General features: G+C 45.7%; 14 protein-coding genes and 1 pseudogene. 14 read left to right on the forward strand and 1 reads right to left on the reverse strand.

Features of this window, described 5'->3' with window-relative positions; all coding sequences use genetic code 11:
- Positions 1-156 precede the first annotated feature (156 nt).
- The 11 genes and pseudogenes from ACETK5_RS11415 to ACETK5_RS11470 all read left to right on the forward strand — a co-directional run bounded on the left by ACETK5_RS11415 (position 157) and on the right by ACETK5_RS11470 (position 15,343).
- Positions 157-1,830 (forward strand): extracellular solute-binding protein, encoded by a 1,674-nt coding sequence (locus tag ACETK5_RS11415; protein ID WP_394055701.1) that lies wholly within the window; start codon positions 157-159, stop codon positions 1,828-1,830.
- 115 nt (positions 1,831-1,945) lie between these two features.
- The gene (locus ACETK5_RS11420) at positions 1,946-2,851 is read left to right on the forward strand and encodes an ABC transporter permease (RefSeq protein ID WP_394057400.1); all 906 of its coding nucleotides are present in this window, start codon (positions 1,946-1,948) and stop codon (positions 2,849-2,851) included.
- Positions 2,852-2,888: 37 nt separating this feature from the next.
- Positions 2,889-3,773: a carbohydrate ABC transporter permease gene (locus ACETK5_RS11425; protein ID WP_127592939.1), complete on the forward strand. Its 885-nt coding sequence runs from the start codon at positions 2,889-2,891 to the stop codon at positions 3,771-3,773.
- Positions 3,774-3,813: 40 nt separating this feature from the next.
- Positions 3,814-5,544 (forward strand): sensor histidine kinase, encoded by a 1,731-nt coding sequence (locus ACETK5_RS11430; protein WP_394055703.1) that lies wholly within the window; start codon positions 3,814-3,816, stop codon positions 5,542-5,544.
- 12 nt (positions 5,545-5,556) lie between these two features.
- Entirely contained in the window at positions 5,557-7,239 is a 1,683-nt protein-coding gene (locus ACETK5_RS11435) for a response regulator (protein ID WP_394055704.1), read from the forward strand.
- A gap of 96 nt (positions 7,240-7,335) precedes the next feature.
- Positions 7,336-8,610: a Gfo/Idh/MocA family protein gene (locus ACETK5_RS11440; RefSeq protein ID WP_394055706.1), complete on the forward strand. Its 1,275-nt coding sequence runs from the start codon at positions 7,336-7,338 to the stop codon at positions 8,608-8,610.
- 304 nt (positions 8,611-8,914) lie between these two features.
- Positions 8,915-11,557 carry a DUF4855 domain-containing protein gene (locus tag ACETK5_RS11445; protein WP_394055708.1) on the forward strand — a complete coding sequence of 881 codons (2,643 nt, stop codon included), beginning with the start codon at positions 8,915-8,917 and terminating at the stop codon, positions 11,555-11,557.
- A 202-nt stretch (positions 11,558-11,759) separates the two neighbouring features.
- Positions 11,760-11,993: a transcriptional regulator gene (locus ACETK5_RS11450; protein ID WP_100537293.1), complete on the forward strand. Its 234-nt coding sequence runs from the start codon at positions 11,760-11,762 to the stop codon at positions 11,991-11,993.
- 190 nt (positions 11,994-12,183) lie between these two features.
- Entirely contained in the window at positions 12,184-12,792 is a 609-nt protein-coding gene (locus ACETK5_RS11455; protein ID WP_326118719.1) for a hypothetical protein, read from the forward strand.
- A 424-nt stretch (positions 12,793-13,216) separates the two neighbouring features.
- A pseudogene (locus tag ACETK5_RS32495) lies at positions 13,217-14,112 on the forward strand (AraC family transcriptional regulator).
- A gap of 541 nt (positions 14,113-14,653) precedes the next feature.
- Positions 14,654-15,343 (forward strand): alpha/beta fold hydrolase, encoded by a 690-nt coding sequence (locus tag ACETK5_RS11470; protein WP_100537290.1) that lies wholly within the window; start codon positions 14,654-14,656, stop codon positions 15,341-15,343.
- Between the two features lie 144 nt (positions 15,344-15,487).
- Here ACETK5_RS11470 and ACETK5_RS11475 read toward each other — a convergent pair whose 3' ends face one another.
- Positions 15,488-15,946, reverse strand: coding sequence for a DinB family protein (locus tag ACETK5_RS11475; protein ID WP_394055715.1), 459 nt, complete (start codon positions 15,944-15,946; stop codon positions 15,488-15,490).
- A 155-nt stretch (positions 15,947-16,101) separates the two neighbouring features.
- Here ACETK5_RS11475 and ACETK5_RS11480 point away from each other — a divergent pair, with 155 nt between their 5' ends.
- The 3 genes from ACETK5_RS11480 to ACETK5_RS11490 all read left to right on the forward strand — a co-directional run bounded on the left by ACETK5_RS11480 (position 16,102) and on the right by ACETK5_RS11490 (position 18,026).
- Positions 16,102-16,443 carry an MmcQ/YjbR family DNA-binding protein gene (locus tag ACETK5_RS11480; RefSeq protein WP_394055717.1) on the forward strand — a complete coding sequence of 114 codons (342 nt, stop codon included), beginning with the start codon at positions 16,102-16,104 and terminating at the stop codon, positions 16,441-16,443.
- A gap of 135 nt (positions 16,444-16,578) precedes the next feature.
- On the forward strand, positions 16,579-17,244 hold the full coding sequence (locus tag ACETK5_RS11485; protein ID WP_394055719.1) for a TetR/AcrR family transcriptional regulator: 666 nt from the start codon (positions 16,579-16,581) through the stop codon (positions 17,242-17,244).
- Between the two features lie 110 nt (positions 17,245-17,354).
- On the forward strand, positions 17,355-18,026 hold the full coding sequence (locus ACETK5_RS11490) for a pentapeptide repeat-containing protein (RefSeq protein WP_394055721.1): 672 nt from the start codon (positions 17,355-17,357) through the stop codon (positions 18,024-18,026).
- The last annotated feature ends 61 nt before the right edge of the window (positions 18,027-18,087 follow it).

Genomic DNA, 18,087 nt, shown 5'->3' on the forward strand with positions numbered 1-18,087 from the left:
ACGGTAATTATTTACTTTTTGCCTGGTGTCAAGAGGTGTATACGAAAGTAAAGACTAGTATATAGAACAGCGGGGGGCTTCTTTCTATACTGGAATTATGAAAGACTGCAATACAATTTGCAGAAAACTAAACAAAATGTACCGGAGGGGTAAAATTTGAAGAGCAAAAAAGCACTTGTCATGATCTCCTTGACGCTTGCATTGGCGATTACAGGCTGCGGCTTCAAAACGTCGTCTGAGCCAAACCAACCACCTGGAAATTCCAAGGAACCGACCCAAACGACAGGCACAGGAAACAGCAAGGATATCATTGAGGTTTCAACGGTTTCGCCAAGCGATCCTTACTTGAAATTTGACGAAGGTGAAGACTTCGACAAAAACTCAGTGTATGACGCTTATGAAAAAGATATCGGTGTCAAAATTACAAACAAGTGGATTGCAGATATAAGCCAATTTAAAGAGAGAGTAAAAATTGCGATTGCTTCCAACGATCTACCGGATTTCTTGCTTGTAAACGCAGCACAGCTTAAGGAGCTAACGGAAGCGGATATGATTATGGATTTGACAGAGATTTATGATCAGCATGCTACGGAAGAGACGAAAAAGTTTCTGACCATGGACGGCGGCATGCAGATGAAAACTGCGATGATCGACGGGAAAATGATGGGGATTCCAAGCTCATACAACCCGTTCAACTATCAATACTTGTTCGTTCGTACAGACTGGCTGAAAGAACTTGGCTTGCCTGAGCCTAAAACAATGGATGATTTCATAAAAATTGCCGAAGCGTTCAAAACCAAGAATCCTGGCGGCACAAAACAAGCTTACGGTATTGCGGTCAGCAAAAACCCATTTAGTATCGAGACAGGCGTTACGGGTCTGAGAGCGTTCTTGAACGGCTATCACGCTTATGAAAACATTTGGATGGAAGATGGGAACGGCGGTTTGATGAACAGTGATATCCAGCCCGAGATGAAGCAGGCGCTTGCAGCGCTGCAAGACATGTTCAAAAAAGGGTTGATCGATCCTGAGTTTGCGGTTAAAGATACGGAAAAAGCCGCTGAGCTCATCTACGACGGCAGCATCGGCATGGTATTTGGTGCTTCCTGGACACCGGCGCAGCTTGTGCAGGGCGCTGTGAAAGACGGGAAGGTTGTTCAAGAATGGGGAGTGTTCCCTATCCCTTCCGTAGACAACAAGCCTACATTGAATCAAATTGGTCTTGGTGTTGACGAGTACTATGTGATCTCTAAACAAGCCAAGCATCCTGAAGGCGTTATCAAATTGCTGAACCAATGGATCGTCGTTGATAATACGATGGATCCGACAGATGAGCAAAAAATCTATCTGTATGGTAAAGACAAACAAGAAAAAGGCAACAACTACTGGCTGCTGAACCCACTTCGCGTAGGCAAACAGATGGATAACAACGGCGAAATTCTGCCGAAAGCGATCGAAACGAAAGATCCTAGCATTCTTCAAACTGCAGACCAGAAGGGTCGTTATGAACGTGCGATGAAATTTATCGATGGTAGCGATATCAATATGTGGTGGGAAGTGCTGATTTCGGGGCCGAACGGAGCGGTATCGCATAACCCAAAAATCCAGCAAAACAAAGAATACCTGCAAAACAAATTCTACGGCGCCCCTACGCCGACGATGGCAGACCGTCAAGAAATCTTAACGAAGAAACGTGATGAAATATTCATCAAAATCATGATGAACCAAGTATCCGTAGACGAGTTCGATACATTCGTTGAAGAGTGGAAGAAGCTTGGCGGCGATGAAATCACGAAAGAAGTTAACGAGTGGTATCAATCGCTTCAATAGGATCTGTAGCGCAAAGGAGGGATTGAATCTATGCAATCCCTCCTTTTTTTAAGAACAATCAGGTTCTTGAGCAAGGGAATGCACAGCATGATAAGTGAATCAGCGAGGTGAGAATATGAAGAGTCTGACGCGCGTGTGGAAGAAGGAATGGCCGCTTCATTTGATGCTGCTGCCGGGTTTAGCTATGATTGTTATTTTTAGTTACATTCCTATGACAGGAATCATGATGGCTTTTCAAAAATATGTGCCGAATAAAGGGTTGTTCGGCTCCCCGTTTATCGGATGGAGGAACTTCCAGCTGTTAATGGATTATCCGGATATCGGCCGTATCTTTTTTAACACGGTATATATTGCCGTAATGAAAATCGTTGCCGGTTTGTTCGTGCCGATCGCCATCGCTATTTTGCTTAATGAATTGCGCAGAGAATGGATGAAAAGAACGTTTCAAACCCTGGTCTATCTGCCCCATTTCTTATCCTGGGTACTGCTGAGCGGTATTTTGGTCGATATTTTGTCTCCTTCCTCCGGCATATTGAACCAGCTGCTTGGATGGTTCGGCATGAAGCCGATCTTCTTTCTTGGCGACAATAACTGGTTTCCTTATGTCATGGTTATCTCCGATGTATGGAAAGAATTTGGATTTGGGACCATTGTTTATTTGGCGGCGTTGACAGGAATTAATCCTACGCTTTATGAAGCCGCTGAAATCGATGGTGCGGGCCGCTGGAAACAAACGCTTCACGTGACGCTGCCGGGCATGATGCCGATCATCGTTTTGATGCTTACGCTTAATATCGGCAATGTGCTGAATGCCGGATTTGATCAAATATTTAACCTGTACAGCGCGCCGGTTTATGAAAGTGCCGATATCATTGATACTTTCGTCTACCGCATGGGGATACAGCAAGCCCAGTTCGGATTTGCCACAGCTGTCGGCTTATTGAAATCCGTCGTATCCTTTATTTTCATTTCCGTATCCTACGTACTCGCATACCGACTAGCGAATTACCGTATTTTCTAATGTCGGAAAAGTCGGTGATTCAGAAAGGAGACAGACCGTGGTTATTAAACCCTCATTCGGAAGAAGGGCTTTTCTCGTTTGCAATCTCATCTTTCTTGCGTTTATATCATTTTTATGCTTAATGCCGATCATTCATATTTTGGCGATTTCCTTTAGCTCGGGTTCGGCGGCGGCAGCCGGCAAGGTTGCGCTGTGGCCGGTAGAGTTTACAACGGCGGCTTATGATAACGTGTTCGGCAAGCCTGAATATGTAAGAGCCTTTGGCATTTCTATTCAACGGGTTGTGGTTGGGACGGCATTAAGCATGCTGTTAACGATTGTTACGGCGTATCCTTTATCCAAGGACCGCCATACGTTTCGTCTAAGAACCGTTTATGCCTGGATTTTCGTATTTACGATTTTGTTCAACGGCGGACTCATTCCTACCTATTTGACGATTAAAAGCCTGGGACTTATTGATTCTCTCGGAGCCCTGGTGTTTCCTATGGCGATTAACGTATTCAACGTCATCCTGCTATTGAACTTTTACCGCAATTTGCCCAGGGAGCTTGAGGATGCTTCACGGATAGACGGAGCCGGGCATTTTTCAACACTTTGGAAAATATATGTTCCGCTATCGTTGCCCGCACTGGCGACAACGGGGCTGTTTACGATGGTAGGACATTGGAATAGCTGGTTCGATGGTATGCTTTATATGAATCATCCGGAAAATTATCCGCTGCAAACTTTCTTGCAAACCGTTATTATTAAGATGGATTTCCGATTTCTTAAATCGGAAAATGTGGAACTCATGCTCCAGCTGTCCGATCGTACAAGCAGGGCGGCACAAATCTTCGTAGCGGCTTTCCCGATTCTTATTGTCTATCCATTCTTGCAGCGGTTTTTCATCAAAGGCATAGTAATGGGAAGTGTAAAAGAATAGACAAAGAAGGTCGTAGATCTCAGACACAGGAGAACAAACGATGAAAAGTATATTCTTTTTACAGGATTCCTCTATATTCAGAAAAATAATGGCTGCCTTTTTGGCGGCCTTACTGCCGCTTATGGCATTTACCTGGATGATGAATGAGCAAGGAGCCGATCATATCCGCAGTGAAATATCCGATTCAATATTGAATACGACGCGGTTTTATTTAGACTCCCTGGATCAGGAAGCAGACCGGATCAGCCGATATTTGCCTAACTACGTCATGGACAGGGATTTAATGGAAGTGGCGGCTACAGGCGAGCAGATGAACTCCTATGAGCGGTCGTATAAAATATTGGATATTCAGCACCGCCTGGATTTAATGAAAAATTCCAGTCCGTTCATTCGCGAGGCGAAGGCGTACATTCCGCATATCGAGCGCACGGTGCTGAGCAACAGCTTTGAAACCAGTCTGGATGCGGAAGAATATGAAGCGATGCAGCCAGACAAGAAGCTTTATACGGAGCCCTTTATTTATTGGCAGGACCGGCTGTTTATTACGATGCAGTACCCTGCAGGCAAAGAAGACCCGCTCTATGTGGTAGGCGTCGAGCTCTCAACCGGCAAAATGAAAGAAACCTTAGCGCAAATCGGCAATAGCAGGGGTGGCCAGACCGTATTGTTTAATCTGGAGCGCGGCTGGGAAATCAATAGCGGCTCCGACCTTGAATTTCATGATCTGATGAAGCAGCTGGCTTTTGAAAAGCAGGCGGCGAAAATGGATGAGGGCTATGATACGATTCATTATAACAACAAGCGATATCTAACCGTATTCAAGTATTCCAGCCTATGGAATTCATACATGGTAACGAGCATACCGGAGGAGATGATTCTCGGTTCGTTGCAGGTATATAAAGCTTTGTTCTGGTGGGCTTGCGCGCTTGCGGTTTTAATTTTTTTATTTTTTACCTATTTTTTAATCCGGTTAATCTACCGACCGCTGATCAAGCTGGTGCGTTCCTTCCGCCGCATGCAGCAAAACGAGCTGGAGCCGATCTTGATCGACCGCAGGAAGGATGAGTTCGGCTATTTATACCAGGCTTTTAACGATACCGTGAAATCTTTGAAAACATTGATTGAGGAAAATTATGAGCAGCAAATTCGCAATCAGCGTTCGGAGCTGAAAAGATTGCAATCGCAAATTAATCCTCATTTTTTATATAATTGCTTTTTCGTGCTTTGCCGCTTGATTAAATCCGATCACCAGAAGGAAAAAGCCTACCAGTTCTGTTTGTACATCGGGCAATATTTTCAATTCATTACTCGGCAACATGATGACGACATCCCGCTGGAGATGGAGCTTGAGCATTCCCGCATTTATGTGGAGATGCAGTCGATTTGTTACGGGGATCGAATCCAAGTGCTGTTTGAAGTCGAAACCCAGCCGATTGAAGTCCCCCGATTGATTTTGCAGCCTATTATTGAAAATGCCTACAAGTACGCCCTCGGCAATTTGCGCGGCACGGGCGAGCTATGGGTGCACAGCAAGCTGCGAAATGATGCTTTATACATTTATGTAGAAGATAACGGCGAGTTCATGACGGACGAGGAGATCGAAGCGCTTGGCAAGAGGCTGCGTTATTCAACGAACCAGATGGAGGAGACAACCGGCCTGCTTAATGTTCATCGCAGAATTCAGCTTCGTTATGGAGAAGAGTATGGGATTGACGTATCACGCTCTGAGCTTGGCGGGCTTCAAACTATTATTAAACTGAGCATGAGCTAAGGAGGAATCGCCATGTACAGGCTTTTAATCGTGGATGATCTGCCGATTATTGTAGATGGTCTTCTGGAGTTGTTCGAGAAGACGGAGCATTTGGCGCTTGAAGTCATGAAGGCCTATTCCGGCGAAGAGGCGCTTGAGGTGCTGTCACATCACCGGATGGATATTGTGATTTCGGACATTAAGATGTCCGGCATCGAGGGCATTGAGCTGCTGCAGGAAATCAAATCGCAGTGGCCGGCGTGCAAAGTTATTTTATTGACAGGGTTCAATGATTTTCACTATGCGAAGAACGCCCTTACGTTTGGCGCCTTTGATTATTTGCTGAAAGTGGAAAGCGACGAGAAGATCATTCATACCGTTGAACGGGCGATAGAGGAAATTGAAGAGGAGCAGGGACAGGCTCAAATGATCCTGCGTGCCCAGTCCAAAATGAGAATAGCGATGCCTTCCTTGCAGAAGGAATATATTTGGGGCTTATTTCAAGGCAAGACGATGACGGGGCAGCAGCTTCGGGACGCTTTTGCGGAAATGGACATTCCGCTCGACGCATCGCTGCCTGTCTATTTACTGATTGGCCGGATCGATGCCTGGAAGGAAATGTTCACGGCGCCGGATAAGGCTTTGCTCGCTTACGCCCTTCAAAATATCGGCGATGAGTATTTATCCGCCCATGTGCGCTGCTTCTCCGTCGTATTTGATATGAACAAAATGGTATGGATCTTCCAGCCTAAAGCCGGCTCAGAGATAACGGAGGATACCGGTACGATGGAATGGACCCGGGCATACCGCTATGTGAGCGGCCATTTGGAGACGATACAGGCAACCAGCAAAAAGCTGCTAAGCCTCTCCGTATCTTTTCTTATTGGCAGCGAGGCTGTCCCATGGAATCGGCTGTCGGATCGTTTTCATGCGATGAAATACGGTCTTATGCAGGGCCATGGCTTGTTCCATGAGGTCATCATGACCGATCAAGATCTTCAGAAGTCCGAAGAAAAAGAGAAGGTGAACAGCTATCATGACAGCTTTTTTCACGCTCGCGTACAGCTGCTGATGAGCTGTCTTGAAAATAATCACCGCGAGCAGTTTAATCATCTGTTTATTGAATTGACAGACATCTGGAACGAACCGGATACTCCTTATGAGCGCAAGGTGGAGTTGTACCATTTCCTATCTGCGGTATTTCTGGCTCATTTGCACAAAAATAAAGACATGCGAGACTATATGAATACCCAGATGAATATGGACATGCTGTTCCGCCAGGAGGAGACCGCTTCATGGACGGAGCTCATTCCATATTATTGGCAAATCGCGGACTGCTTTTTTGAATGGAATGCGATTCGAGGGACAGAGCTGCCGGCGGAGGTCGTCAATAAGGTGCATCGTTATATAGAGGAGCATATTGCGGATGATATATCCCTAACCGCGATTGGGGATTATGTCAGCTTGAACCCATCCTATTTATCAAGGCTTTACAAGCAAATAACGGGAATCGGACTATCTAAATATGTAAATGATTACCGTAATGTCATTGCAAAGGACATGTTGCTCAATACATCCATGAAAGTCAATGAAATTGCCGCCAAGCTCGGCTACAATTCAGCGCTTGCCTTTATCCGTTTCTTTAAGAAGCAAAATGATATGACGCCGCAGGATTTTCGGACGGCCCGCACCGAAACGATGCAGCAAGGTCAATAAATGTATATGGAATGTAAGCAATGATCTATTTTGATGCGCGGAGTCACCCCTTACAATGAAATTATAATGCAATTGTACATGCAAGGGGGACTAACATTGAGAACATTAACGGCTGTACTATTAGGCGCAGGCAGTAGAGGAAGATACATCTATGGACCGTATGCGGAAAAATTTCCGAATGAGCTGAAGTTTGTTGCCGTAGCCGAGCCGGATGATGAACGCAGACAACGCTTTGCAGAGATTCATGAAATCGCTGAGGAGCATGTTTATCATTCTTGGGAAGAAGCATTCGAGCAGGGAAAAATAGCCGACGTGATGATCATCTGCACGCTTGATCGGATGCATTATATACCGACATTGAAAGCGTTGGAGCTGGGCTACCATGTCATGCTGGAGAAACCGATGTCACCGAATATGCGGGAATGCATAGAACTGGAGCAGGCTTCCCTTAAGTTTAAGCGTTTGCTGGTGGTCACGCATGTGCTTCGTTATTCCCCGTTCTGGTCGGGCATCAAGAAATGCATTGAGGCTGGGGAGCTGGGTGCCATCGGCACCATTCAGCTGACAGAGAACGTAGGCTATCACCATATGGTTCATAGCTACGTACGCGGTAATTGGCGCAATTCCGAGGAAACAAGCCCGATGATTTTGGCCAAATCCTGCCATGACCTGGACCTCATCTCCTGGCTGATGGATGAGCCGTGCACAGCGGTCAGCTCCTTTGGCTCATTGCTTCATTTTAAAGCCGAGAACGCGCCGGAGGGTGCAACGGACCGCTGCATCGACGGTTGCGAAGCTGAGAGGGAATGTGCCTTTTCAGCGATTAAAATGTATTTGGAGCAACCTGCCGATCATTGGGCGCGCTATATGACGCACGATTTGTCACAGGAAGGCATTATCCGGGCACTTAAGGAAGGACCGTTCGGGCGCTGCGTCTATCGCTGCGATAACAATGTTGTTGACCATCAGGTCGTCAATATGGAATTTGCCAGCGGCGCTAACGCTAACTTTATTATGTCGGGATTAACCCAGAGAGGTACTCGCCGAGTGCAGATTATGGGCACGCAGGGAGAGATCATCGGCGACATGGATAAGGGCTCATTTACGCTGTACCGCTATGCAACGGGCGAAGAAATTGAAATGAAATGCAGCGTGCAGGGAGACGGCCACGGCGGAGGCGATGAGCGCATGGTGAGCTCTTTCCTTAAAAATGTATATAAGTTCGATCGCAACCCGTCCCAAGGACTTACATCGGCTACAGCTTCCTTGCAAAGCCATTTGATTGCCTTCGCTTCCGAACGATCCCGTTTACAGCAAGGCAGAAGCATAAAGCTGACCGAGATGTATCACAAGGAAGAAGCGGGCGTTTAATTGTAGAAATCTTCAAAACGATGTGTGTGTGGGATAGGCAAAATTGAACGGAATCACTTGCTGCGCCGTAATGATGGCGGACATCCACGGCGTCCGGGCTTGGAAAGTGAGTACCCCGGATGCCGCACAAGTTCGCGAGCAAAGAAGGAAATGGGGAATGAGAAATTTTTGTTTTTGAAAGCGGTTCCAAATGAGGCTGATGCCATATTTCATGAAAGGGGGGATCCATTCAGGTATTCTTCACAATGTGGTAATGATTTTAGGCATTTCTACAACACTCGAGAGTAAAAAAGGAGTTGACCAGATGATTTCAAATAAGAAATGGGGATCCGCCCTGCTGGCAGCCGTATTGCTGATGGCCCCGGTTTCCGCGGTGCAGGCGATATCGCCTGTTCCAAAAGTGGTTCTTGCGCAGGCGGGAGCTGCAGCGCAGATGGAAGGACAAGATGCAGGAGATCCACAATTCGCACCGGATCAGCCGACGGATGCCGGGGAACCGGAAGCGGAACAAGCATCCTCAGCGCCGAATACAAACCAGAGGGGTGCATCTTCGGCAGTGGAGGAGATACAATTCCGCAATCTGGCGGCCGGTCTCCCTTATGAATGGTCCGAGGAGCCAGAAGCGTCGCGTCCAGACGGCGGGTACAAGCTTACGGATGGAAAATACGGTACCTTGGATATGAACGACACGGCATGGGTAGGACATGTGCGTGGAAAAACGCGGGAAGTCGTCTTTGATCTCGGTGAGGAAAAGTCAATCGGAAAGATTACGGCTCACTTCTTCCAAGACTATCCTGCCAACTCGATCCTCGTTCCTTTAACCGTTTCGATGTATGTTTCCGACGATAAAGAAAATTGGGGACTGCTGTCCCATAACGCCACCCAGCTGCTCTGGGGGGAAGGACCGCCAAGACAGGAAACCTTTGAATGGGACGGCAGCCGGGATGGTATCAAAGGCGGGAATACGGACGGCAAGCTGGCTTATGCCCGTTATGTTAAAGTAACCTTTACGATGCATCCTTCGCAATGGGAATACATTGACGAAATCGAAATTATAGGGACGGATGGCAAGGCCCAGGGGGCGGTAAAGGTTCCTGCCGAACCGCCTCGTTTTTTGGAGCCGGGAGAAGCTACGGCCGGTATCCGGAACCTGAATCTGCTGTATAACGGACAATATGCAGATGGTTTGGGTGATTGGAACAAAGAACGGATTATCCCTAATATCAGTTATGTAAATCAAGATGGCGAGCCTGTCGACTGGCTTTTTGACGGGATATTATATCTCGGACTGGCTTCGCCTGCCGGCCGTGACTTCGGCGTCGGACAAACGATCCTGGAGGACTGGAACTGGTATTTGGATAAAACCTTCGCAGCCGCAGGGGATATGCAGCAGCTGAATGAGGCTACTGTGGAAGTCGGGGCCAAGCTGCACCAGCCTGATCATAAGATGAAGGTTGTACTCATGATACCGAACCCGGGGGAATACGTAAACGACTTTGGCGACATTGACGGTGACGGGGTATCCGAAAGCTTTAACGACTCGGTTGTCGGCAAAGAGAAAGCGCTCGACAATCGGATAAAAGCGATGCAGTGGTGGCTCGATCAGGTCCGCCAAAGATGGCAGGAGGCGAACTATTCCAATCTGGAGCTTGTCGGCATGTATTGGCTGGAAGAACAAATCAGCACAAGCGATACAGGTCCGGATTTGCTCAAAGCTGTAAGCGGCAAAGTTCATGACATGAACTTGAAATTTTTCTGGATTCCTCACTCTTTGGCTTATAAAAGCTTTATGTGGAAAGAGGTAGGGTTTGATGCCGTGGCGCTACAGCCTAACTATTTCTTCGGCGAAATGGATTCCGACCGTTTGGAGGATGCCGCGAACCTGGCCAAGCAATATGGGATGTCGATCGAGCTTGAGTTCGATGACCGGATGCTGACGGAGGGCGTATTCCGCGATCGTTATATCGAATACTTGAACAGCGGCGTTGAAACCGGCTTGATGCAGAATGGATTTAGAGCATATTACCAAGGCAATAATGCTGTATACAACTTAGGGGTTAGCAAGGACCCAAGCTTGCGTTTAATGTACGACTGGCTGTACCAGTTCTTGAACGGAACGTACACGATTGACAGCAGCCCGACGCCGGAGACAATGGAGGAGCTGGTACGGAGTTATGTCGCATCGAGCGAGATCGATTCGGTTTTTGGCAATGAGTTGTTGTATCGTTTGCAGAACATCAAGCAGCTTCTGGAGCAAAACAAGCCGAAGGACGCCGTATCGTATATGCAGGATTTCCTCGCGCACATTCACGACCCTGCCGTGCAAGCGCAAGGATTGATATCGGCACCGGCAGCAACGGTGCTTGATACCTATGCCCAAGTTCTCATGGAAACTTGGTCTGACGACTGGGGCCTTAGCAATCTGGCTCAAGGTCTAAGCTATACCATTTCGCGACCGCCGAACAGCAACTATCCCGATTCCGGAAATGAACTGACGAACGGCCTATTCGGCGGAATGGATTTCAGTAACGAGCAGTGGCAGGGTCATGCGGGAAGCGCCTACCCTGAGGAACGAAGCCGCACCATCACATTGGATTTGGGCCGCAACAAATCGATCGGATCCATCAGAGCCCATTTTCTTCAGGATCAAGGACCCGGCATCTATTTCCCTCAGAACGTCGATTTTTCCGTTTCAACGAACGGCCAAACCTGGAGTACACTGGCGACCGTTTCCCCACCACCGGCACATGATACTGTCTCTGCCGAATTCGTGAAATGGAGCGGGTCAGCAGACGGCGTACCGGGAAAAGCGGGAGCCGATAAAGTGTACGCCCGCTACGTCAAGGTCGAATTCCCGGTCAACGTCTGGGTCTTCCTTGATGAAATCGAAGTTCTTGGCCTTGACGGCAAGGCGAATGGAGCCGTAGTTTTGCCGCCGACGCCGTAAAAATCTTATAGACTTGTCTCCTTTTTCAAAGAATGGATCAATAAACTAACGGAAGACGATAGCCCGGCGTTGGAACTCGCCCAACATATTGGACAGACGCATGGGAAACTTCATCATTATGGGCCCTTTATAAAGTATATCCATGCTGGCAATGGACAACGCTTAAGGTTAAAGATTATCTTATGCGGGAGGTCATCGCTGCTTGAAATTTGAACTAGGACGTTGCTTACTGAATGAACGATTGATGGAATCCGGAAAGTCAGCGGAATGGCTGGCAAAAGACTTGCGTTTCAAACCGGAGCGGGTTTACGACTTTATTGAAAACAAAAGAGTGATGCCACTCAAAATGGCCATATCGATCGCCGATTCCATCGGTTGTGATGTTCGTGCATTGTATGAATTAATTCCGAACGATAATGAAGTAAAGGGAGATTAATTCTCGAGGACAAAAACATGGTCCCAAAGAAAGTCGCTATTTTTAGCGGCTTTTTTTGTAATTCGACAGCTATTTCATTAAGCTAATGGGCAGATTTGCGTAATTTCCATTATATGGTATAGCATAAGGAGTGAAATGACGGGACGAACGGTTACAGTGTGAAGAGTGAGAAAGGAGCGAAAATGTGAGGATGTATTCTAAAAGCAATAGAATATTGATTAGTGTGGTTTTTATAGTTTGTTTAGTAGGAGGTGTAATGGTATTCCAAAACACATATGCTAAAAGTACGACTAGTCAAAGCCACACAAATTCTCCTAACTATCCTGAAAATGAACATGGACAGACATACGGTTCTGCTGAAGAAACCACCTCCGTTGAAATGCTACCAGATTTAATCCATGCGGGAAGTGTGAATGGCATTAAAGGGTATTTGCTGAAAAAAGATTATCTCGGTGAACCTGGTGACGTCCCACTGTATGATGTTTATGGGAAAACCATAATTGGTTCTTTTCATATTAGCGATAAGCATATGAACTATCCTAAAAATAAAAACGGACAGACATACGGTTCTAGCTCAGATGCAACTTCTCCAAAAACGGAACCTGAATTAATTAGTGCTATAGGTGTGGATGGCACTGCAGGATATGTGCTAAAAAAAGACTTAGACGGCGAGCTGCCAAAATCACCCGAGGAAGCCATTGCAATACAGAACAGAAGATCACCAGATGGTCACGATATTCCGCTGTTTGATGTTGATGGTGAAACTGTAATTGGTGTGTTTCATGTTGGAGGAAAGTAATAAAAAGGGAGGCCGGTTGAAATAATTGCCTAAATCTAGGGGGGATTTACCATATGGAATTGACGGAGGGCAAAAACGTTGTCCCATTGTCCATGTCGAGGGATCTGAAAAATGGTCCCATTGAAAGTCGCTAATTTAGCGGCTTTTTTGTTTTATCGGTACAAGTTTTTGTCCCGAGCCAAGGAGAAGAACTTGTGCCTATTACCGTAATGGACATCAAGTTGGTCCGATTACTGATTCGGTACATATCTAATTAGAATTCAACAGCCTTTTTATTAAGCTTATGGGCAGTTTTGATTAATAAAGGAGTTAAATCCGTCCCTGCCGAATCATGTAGAGGAAATAATGCCAACTTACTTGTGCATAAAAAGTTGCGATACAAAGTCGCTGTTACTCTATACTTCGATGGAGAGGAGGGTAAGAAATGGATTGGCTTACGAGGATGAATCGGGCATTGGATTATATCGAAATGAATATATCCGGAGAAATCGACCTGACGGAGATAGCAAGACAAGCTTGCTGTTCGTGTTATCAGTTTCAAAGAATGTTCTCCTTCATTACGGATGTTACACTGGCGGAATATATACGACGCAGACGGCTTACTCTTGCAGCGATTGATTTGTTGAATAGCGATACGAAAGTGATTGATATTGCCATTAAGTACGGTTATGATTCACCGGTTTCTTTCGCGAGAGCTTTTCAATCGATGCATGGTGTCAATCCAACTACGGCTCGTCAAGAAAGCGTCGCGTTGAAAGCATATCCACGGCTTTCCTTTCTTATTTCAATCAAAGGGGTTGAGGCGATGAATTATCGGATCGAAACCAAGGAATCTTTCCAAGTATTTGGTATTGAAAGAGTGTTTCAAACAAGCGGAGATGGCGATGGACCGACTACACCGGGGGGATTATGGCAACAATGCCATGCCAATGGGGAGGTAGAGAGACTCGCTACCAATGCGGGTGAATTACCTTATATCTGAGTAAGGATTTGTATAAAGTGCATGCAGTGTGCAGCTATCGAAAAACCGAAACGGATACGTTTCCGTATATGCTGTGTTCATTTAAGAGCGATTCCAGTAAAACGGAAGGATATTCGGAAATCACGATCCCTTCACACACGTGGGCTATATTCCCATCCGAACTGTTTACATGGGATCAATTTAATGATTCCATTGAGTCGTTATACCACCGCTTTTATTCAGAATGGCTTCCAACAGCAGGTTACGAACAGGTCGATGGGATGGAATTCGAAGTCTATGGAGGCAGAGATGGCCTTAATTATGTTGAATTGTGGTTCGCGGTACGAAAAACCTCCTGAATGATGAAGACAGACAGAACGTTGGATCATCAATAAAGGGATAAATACGTCTTTGTTTCGGTATGAGGGATCATTGAAACGGGTAACGTTAGTTCAATAAAAACAAGAAGGCAGCCGGCCAAACAAGCATTTTTTAAATTGGTGGTTGTACAATATTCCGTTAAAAACGCTTTCGGATGATTATCTAATGTCTGGCGCGATTCCAGTTTTTATTTTATATTGACTAAATGTTCACTCAATAATAAACTAATACTAAAAAAACAGTAGAAAATGGAGCGTTTGCATTGTTTTTATATTTTGAGATTACTTGCACTGATGATCCTGTTGTCATGGAAGAAGCACTCACCTTAGATACACCTAGTAAACAGCTTGAACTTGTAGTCAATGGTCCCATGGATAATATCAACAAAAAACCCGAATTCTATCGGTTCTATTTACATTTCTACTTATCTACAGTTTCCTAAAGAAGCAGATTAGAAGGGAGTTTGTATCTAGTCTACCGTTTAAAAGGGGCAAATCTCAAATTAGGAGATGAGCGGAGATGGAAACACGTGTGAAGCAAATTGAATTGAATGGACACACTTTTCAATATCGCGAGAGCGGGGAGCCTTCTGCACCGCCGCTTGTTGCACTTCACGCGCTTGGAACAAGCGCAGAATCATGGGATCAAGTCGCTTTTGCATTAGGAGACAAATTCCGCGTTTTAGCTTTAGATCAGCGGGGTCACGGGGGGAGTGCAAGAATAGGTACATACTCTTTTGAACTGATGTGCGATGACTTGTTTCATTTTGCAAACGCCATGAATTTGGAACGATTTACGCTTCTTGGCCATTCCATGGGGGGAACCGTATCTTATCTTTTCTCGGAATTCTATCCGTCGAGGATAGAACGGTTGATCGTTGAAGACACTCCGCCTCCTTTTGCGGATAAGCCGATCCAAGTTCCTGCCAAACCTTCTGATCCCCTGCCGTTTGATTGGCAAGTAGTGCCTTCGATTTTACGGCAACTTAATGAACCCAATCCCGATTGGTGGTTGCGTCTTAATGACATTATCATGCCTACTCTTATTATAGGCGGAGGCTCCAGTCACATTCCTCATAACAAATTACGCGAAGTTTCTGAGCTTATTCCGAATTGTGAATTGGTGATGATACAGGATGCCGGGCACTTTGTGCATGATGATAATTTACCAGCTTTCTTGGCTGCCGCAAAAAAATTTCTTGATTCGTAAATATCTGTACGATTACACTGTACCCACTGCTTGTTCTAGCCAACTAAATGATCAAACTCTTGGGCTATAGCTCCGGTAGCTTAATTCGTTCGACGTTGGATAACAACCGGCTTTACCGTTAACAAACGAAATTGATCTTTACGTTCAGAAGAGGGGGCCGGGGAATCCGTTCAGACGAGCGATGACGCCGATTTGACCGACGTGATAGGACTCATGATCGAAAACATGATGAAAAACCCATTGCAGTGTCGGCGCCGAAGGCGGTACCCAACCGTCTGAAAAAGGAGGGAGCTGAATGGCTGGTGCACATTCATCGTAAACCATGGATTTGAGCTTGAGGTCTGTTTGGTTCCGAATGTCGATATAGGCCTGTAAAATTTGCTGCGGATGATCCATAGTCTTGGAGAGTTGACACGTTCCCTTAAAACTAATGACGTTAATCCATTCGTCTTCACTGCGTGCGATGTGCTCAACGATCCAGGCGATAGAGTTGGGATGGGCGGGATGCGTTGCATACCACTGTTCTTCCGTCAATTGGTTTAAATAAGGGATCAGGATCTTCCTCACATCATTTCGATAAGGAAAAAAAGCAACTAGTTTCATGATTCCTCCGGTAAGAAGATAGAATTAGTATAAGTTGAGTGTCTATCATCATAGGGATTCAACTTATATTTATTTTATGGAAGGAAGAACGGAAACTCAAGTGATACCCATTCTATATAAGAAAGACATTTATTCTTAGCAAGGAGGAAAATAAAATGATGGAGGAGGAAATAATCTCCTTTTGCCTAACCTACCCCGATGTTTATAAAGACAAACCGTTTGATGATAAATGGACTGTTTTACGTCACAAGAAAAACAAGAAGATATTTGCAATGATTTTTAACCTCGATGGACATCTTTGCCTTAACGTCAAGTGTGAACCGAACAAAGCCGATTTCCTACGCAACATTTATGAAGATGTTAAGCCTGCGTATCACATGAACAAAACGCACTGGAATACCATTATTTTAGATCGTAACATGGAAGAGGATGATATTTTCGAAATGGTGCATCATAGCTTTGAACTCACGAAACCTAAGTCAAAAAAACGGACGTAATTGGAAACTATAGCTATAAATAAGGAACAGCAGGTTCGACCATTTGCTGTTTTTTTAAAAAAAAGGGGTTGACATCAAAAGAGTGATTGGATATATTTGTAACATACCAACCGAATGTATGAAAGGAGGGGGCAAATGGCAAGAAATAAATATCCTGAAGAAACAATCAACCAAATCCTAACCGTGGCTCTAAACCTGTTCATGCAAAAAGGATACGAGCAAACCTCCATTCAGGATATCATTAATGAACTGGGCGGGCTGACGAAAGGGGCTATTTACCATCACTTCAAGTCGAAGGAAGAGATCTGGCAGGCTGTCATCGATCATGCGTTCAAAGGCGTTGACGAAATGCTGGCCGGCATCCGGGATGACAATGGGCTGAACGGCTTGGAGAAGCTCCGCAAGATTTCCCAAGTCTCCCTCGACAATGCTGCCCGCAACGAACTGGCATCGGTCGGGCCGAATCTCTTACGCAATCCGAAGCTGTTGGCGGCGCAGATCGAGAACATCATCGAAAAAGCCGTACCCGTCTATATCCAACCCATCATCGAACAGGGTATGCGTGACGGCTCGATCCGAACTGACTATCCAAGGGAACTTAGCGAAGCTTTGGTCATTCTCACCAACCTGTGGCTAAACCCGGAGGTCATCCAGGCTTCGCCCGAGATGATGTTGCGCAAGGTAAGATTCTTCGATGAAATGTTGAAAGGCTTGGGGCTTGACCTATTCGATGAGCAAATGTATCAACGATACGAGGAGCTATTTCGTGTGTCAGCTAGAGAAATCATCAAAGAAAACTAACTGCCGAAAGGCAGCTTATTTTTCAACCTATTCATACCAACGGTTGGTATGAATAGGTGATCCAGTTCATAAGCTTGTTAAAAACTTAATTATAAGGAGATGTGAATGTTATGAATCAGACTATGAACACCCGCTCGCCGGAACGGCATGCACTGACAAACTTTAGCGCAAGCAACCTGGTGAAAAGCGATTTTGCAGACGTTACGGCCCATAAAGGACAGTTTAAAGGCAGCGGATTGCACGGTTCCGACTTTTTGGGCGCAGATTTGACCGGCAGTACGTTTAAGGGCAGTGATGTACGGGAAGCCAATTTTGATGGCGCGAATCTGACGGACTGCAGCCTATCCATGCTTGACCTGACGAATGCAAGCTTCAATAAGACGATCCTGGTACGAACGAATTTCAGCAAGTCTGAGCTTCACGGAGCCAAATTCACAGGAGTAAGACTGACCGACGTCACGTTAACGATGACCGATCTTAGAAACACGATGTTTGAAGATTGCTTATTTGATGGGGTTGACTTCAAGGACTCCGATCTGAGCGGGAAACGTTTGGACGGACAGACGTTTATCGGCGTCAAGTTTGAGAAAGCTGCATTAACCGACGTTTCGTTCAAGGGCGCTACTCTTCATCATGTTTCTTTCCATCCGGGGTTTACATTGACTAAAAAGTACTATCGTATGATCAAAACCATCTGCTTTGACGGTGCAACGATGGATAAATTAACCTTTGCTCTACTGAAAGGCATGGATGCTGATTTGTCAAAAGTTACGGTCATTTAAGGAAGGGGATCCGATGCCAAGCTTGCAGGAAAGCGATAAGCAAGGAGAGATTTTGGAGTTT

It is taken from the genome of Paenibacillus ilasis (assembly GCF_043195395.1).
GTDB lineage: Bacteria > Bacillota > Bacilli > Paenibacillales > Paenibacillaceae > Paenibacillus_AQ > Paenibacillus_AQ lautus.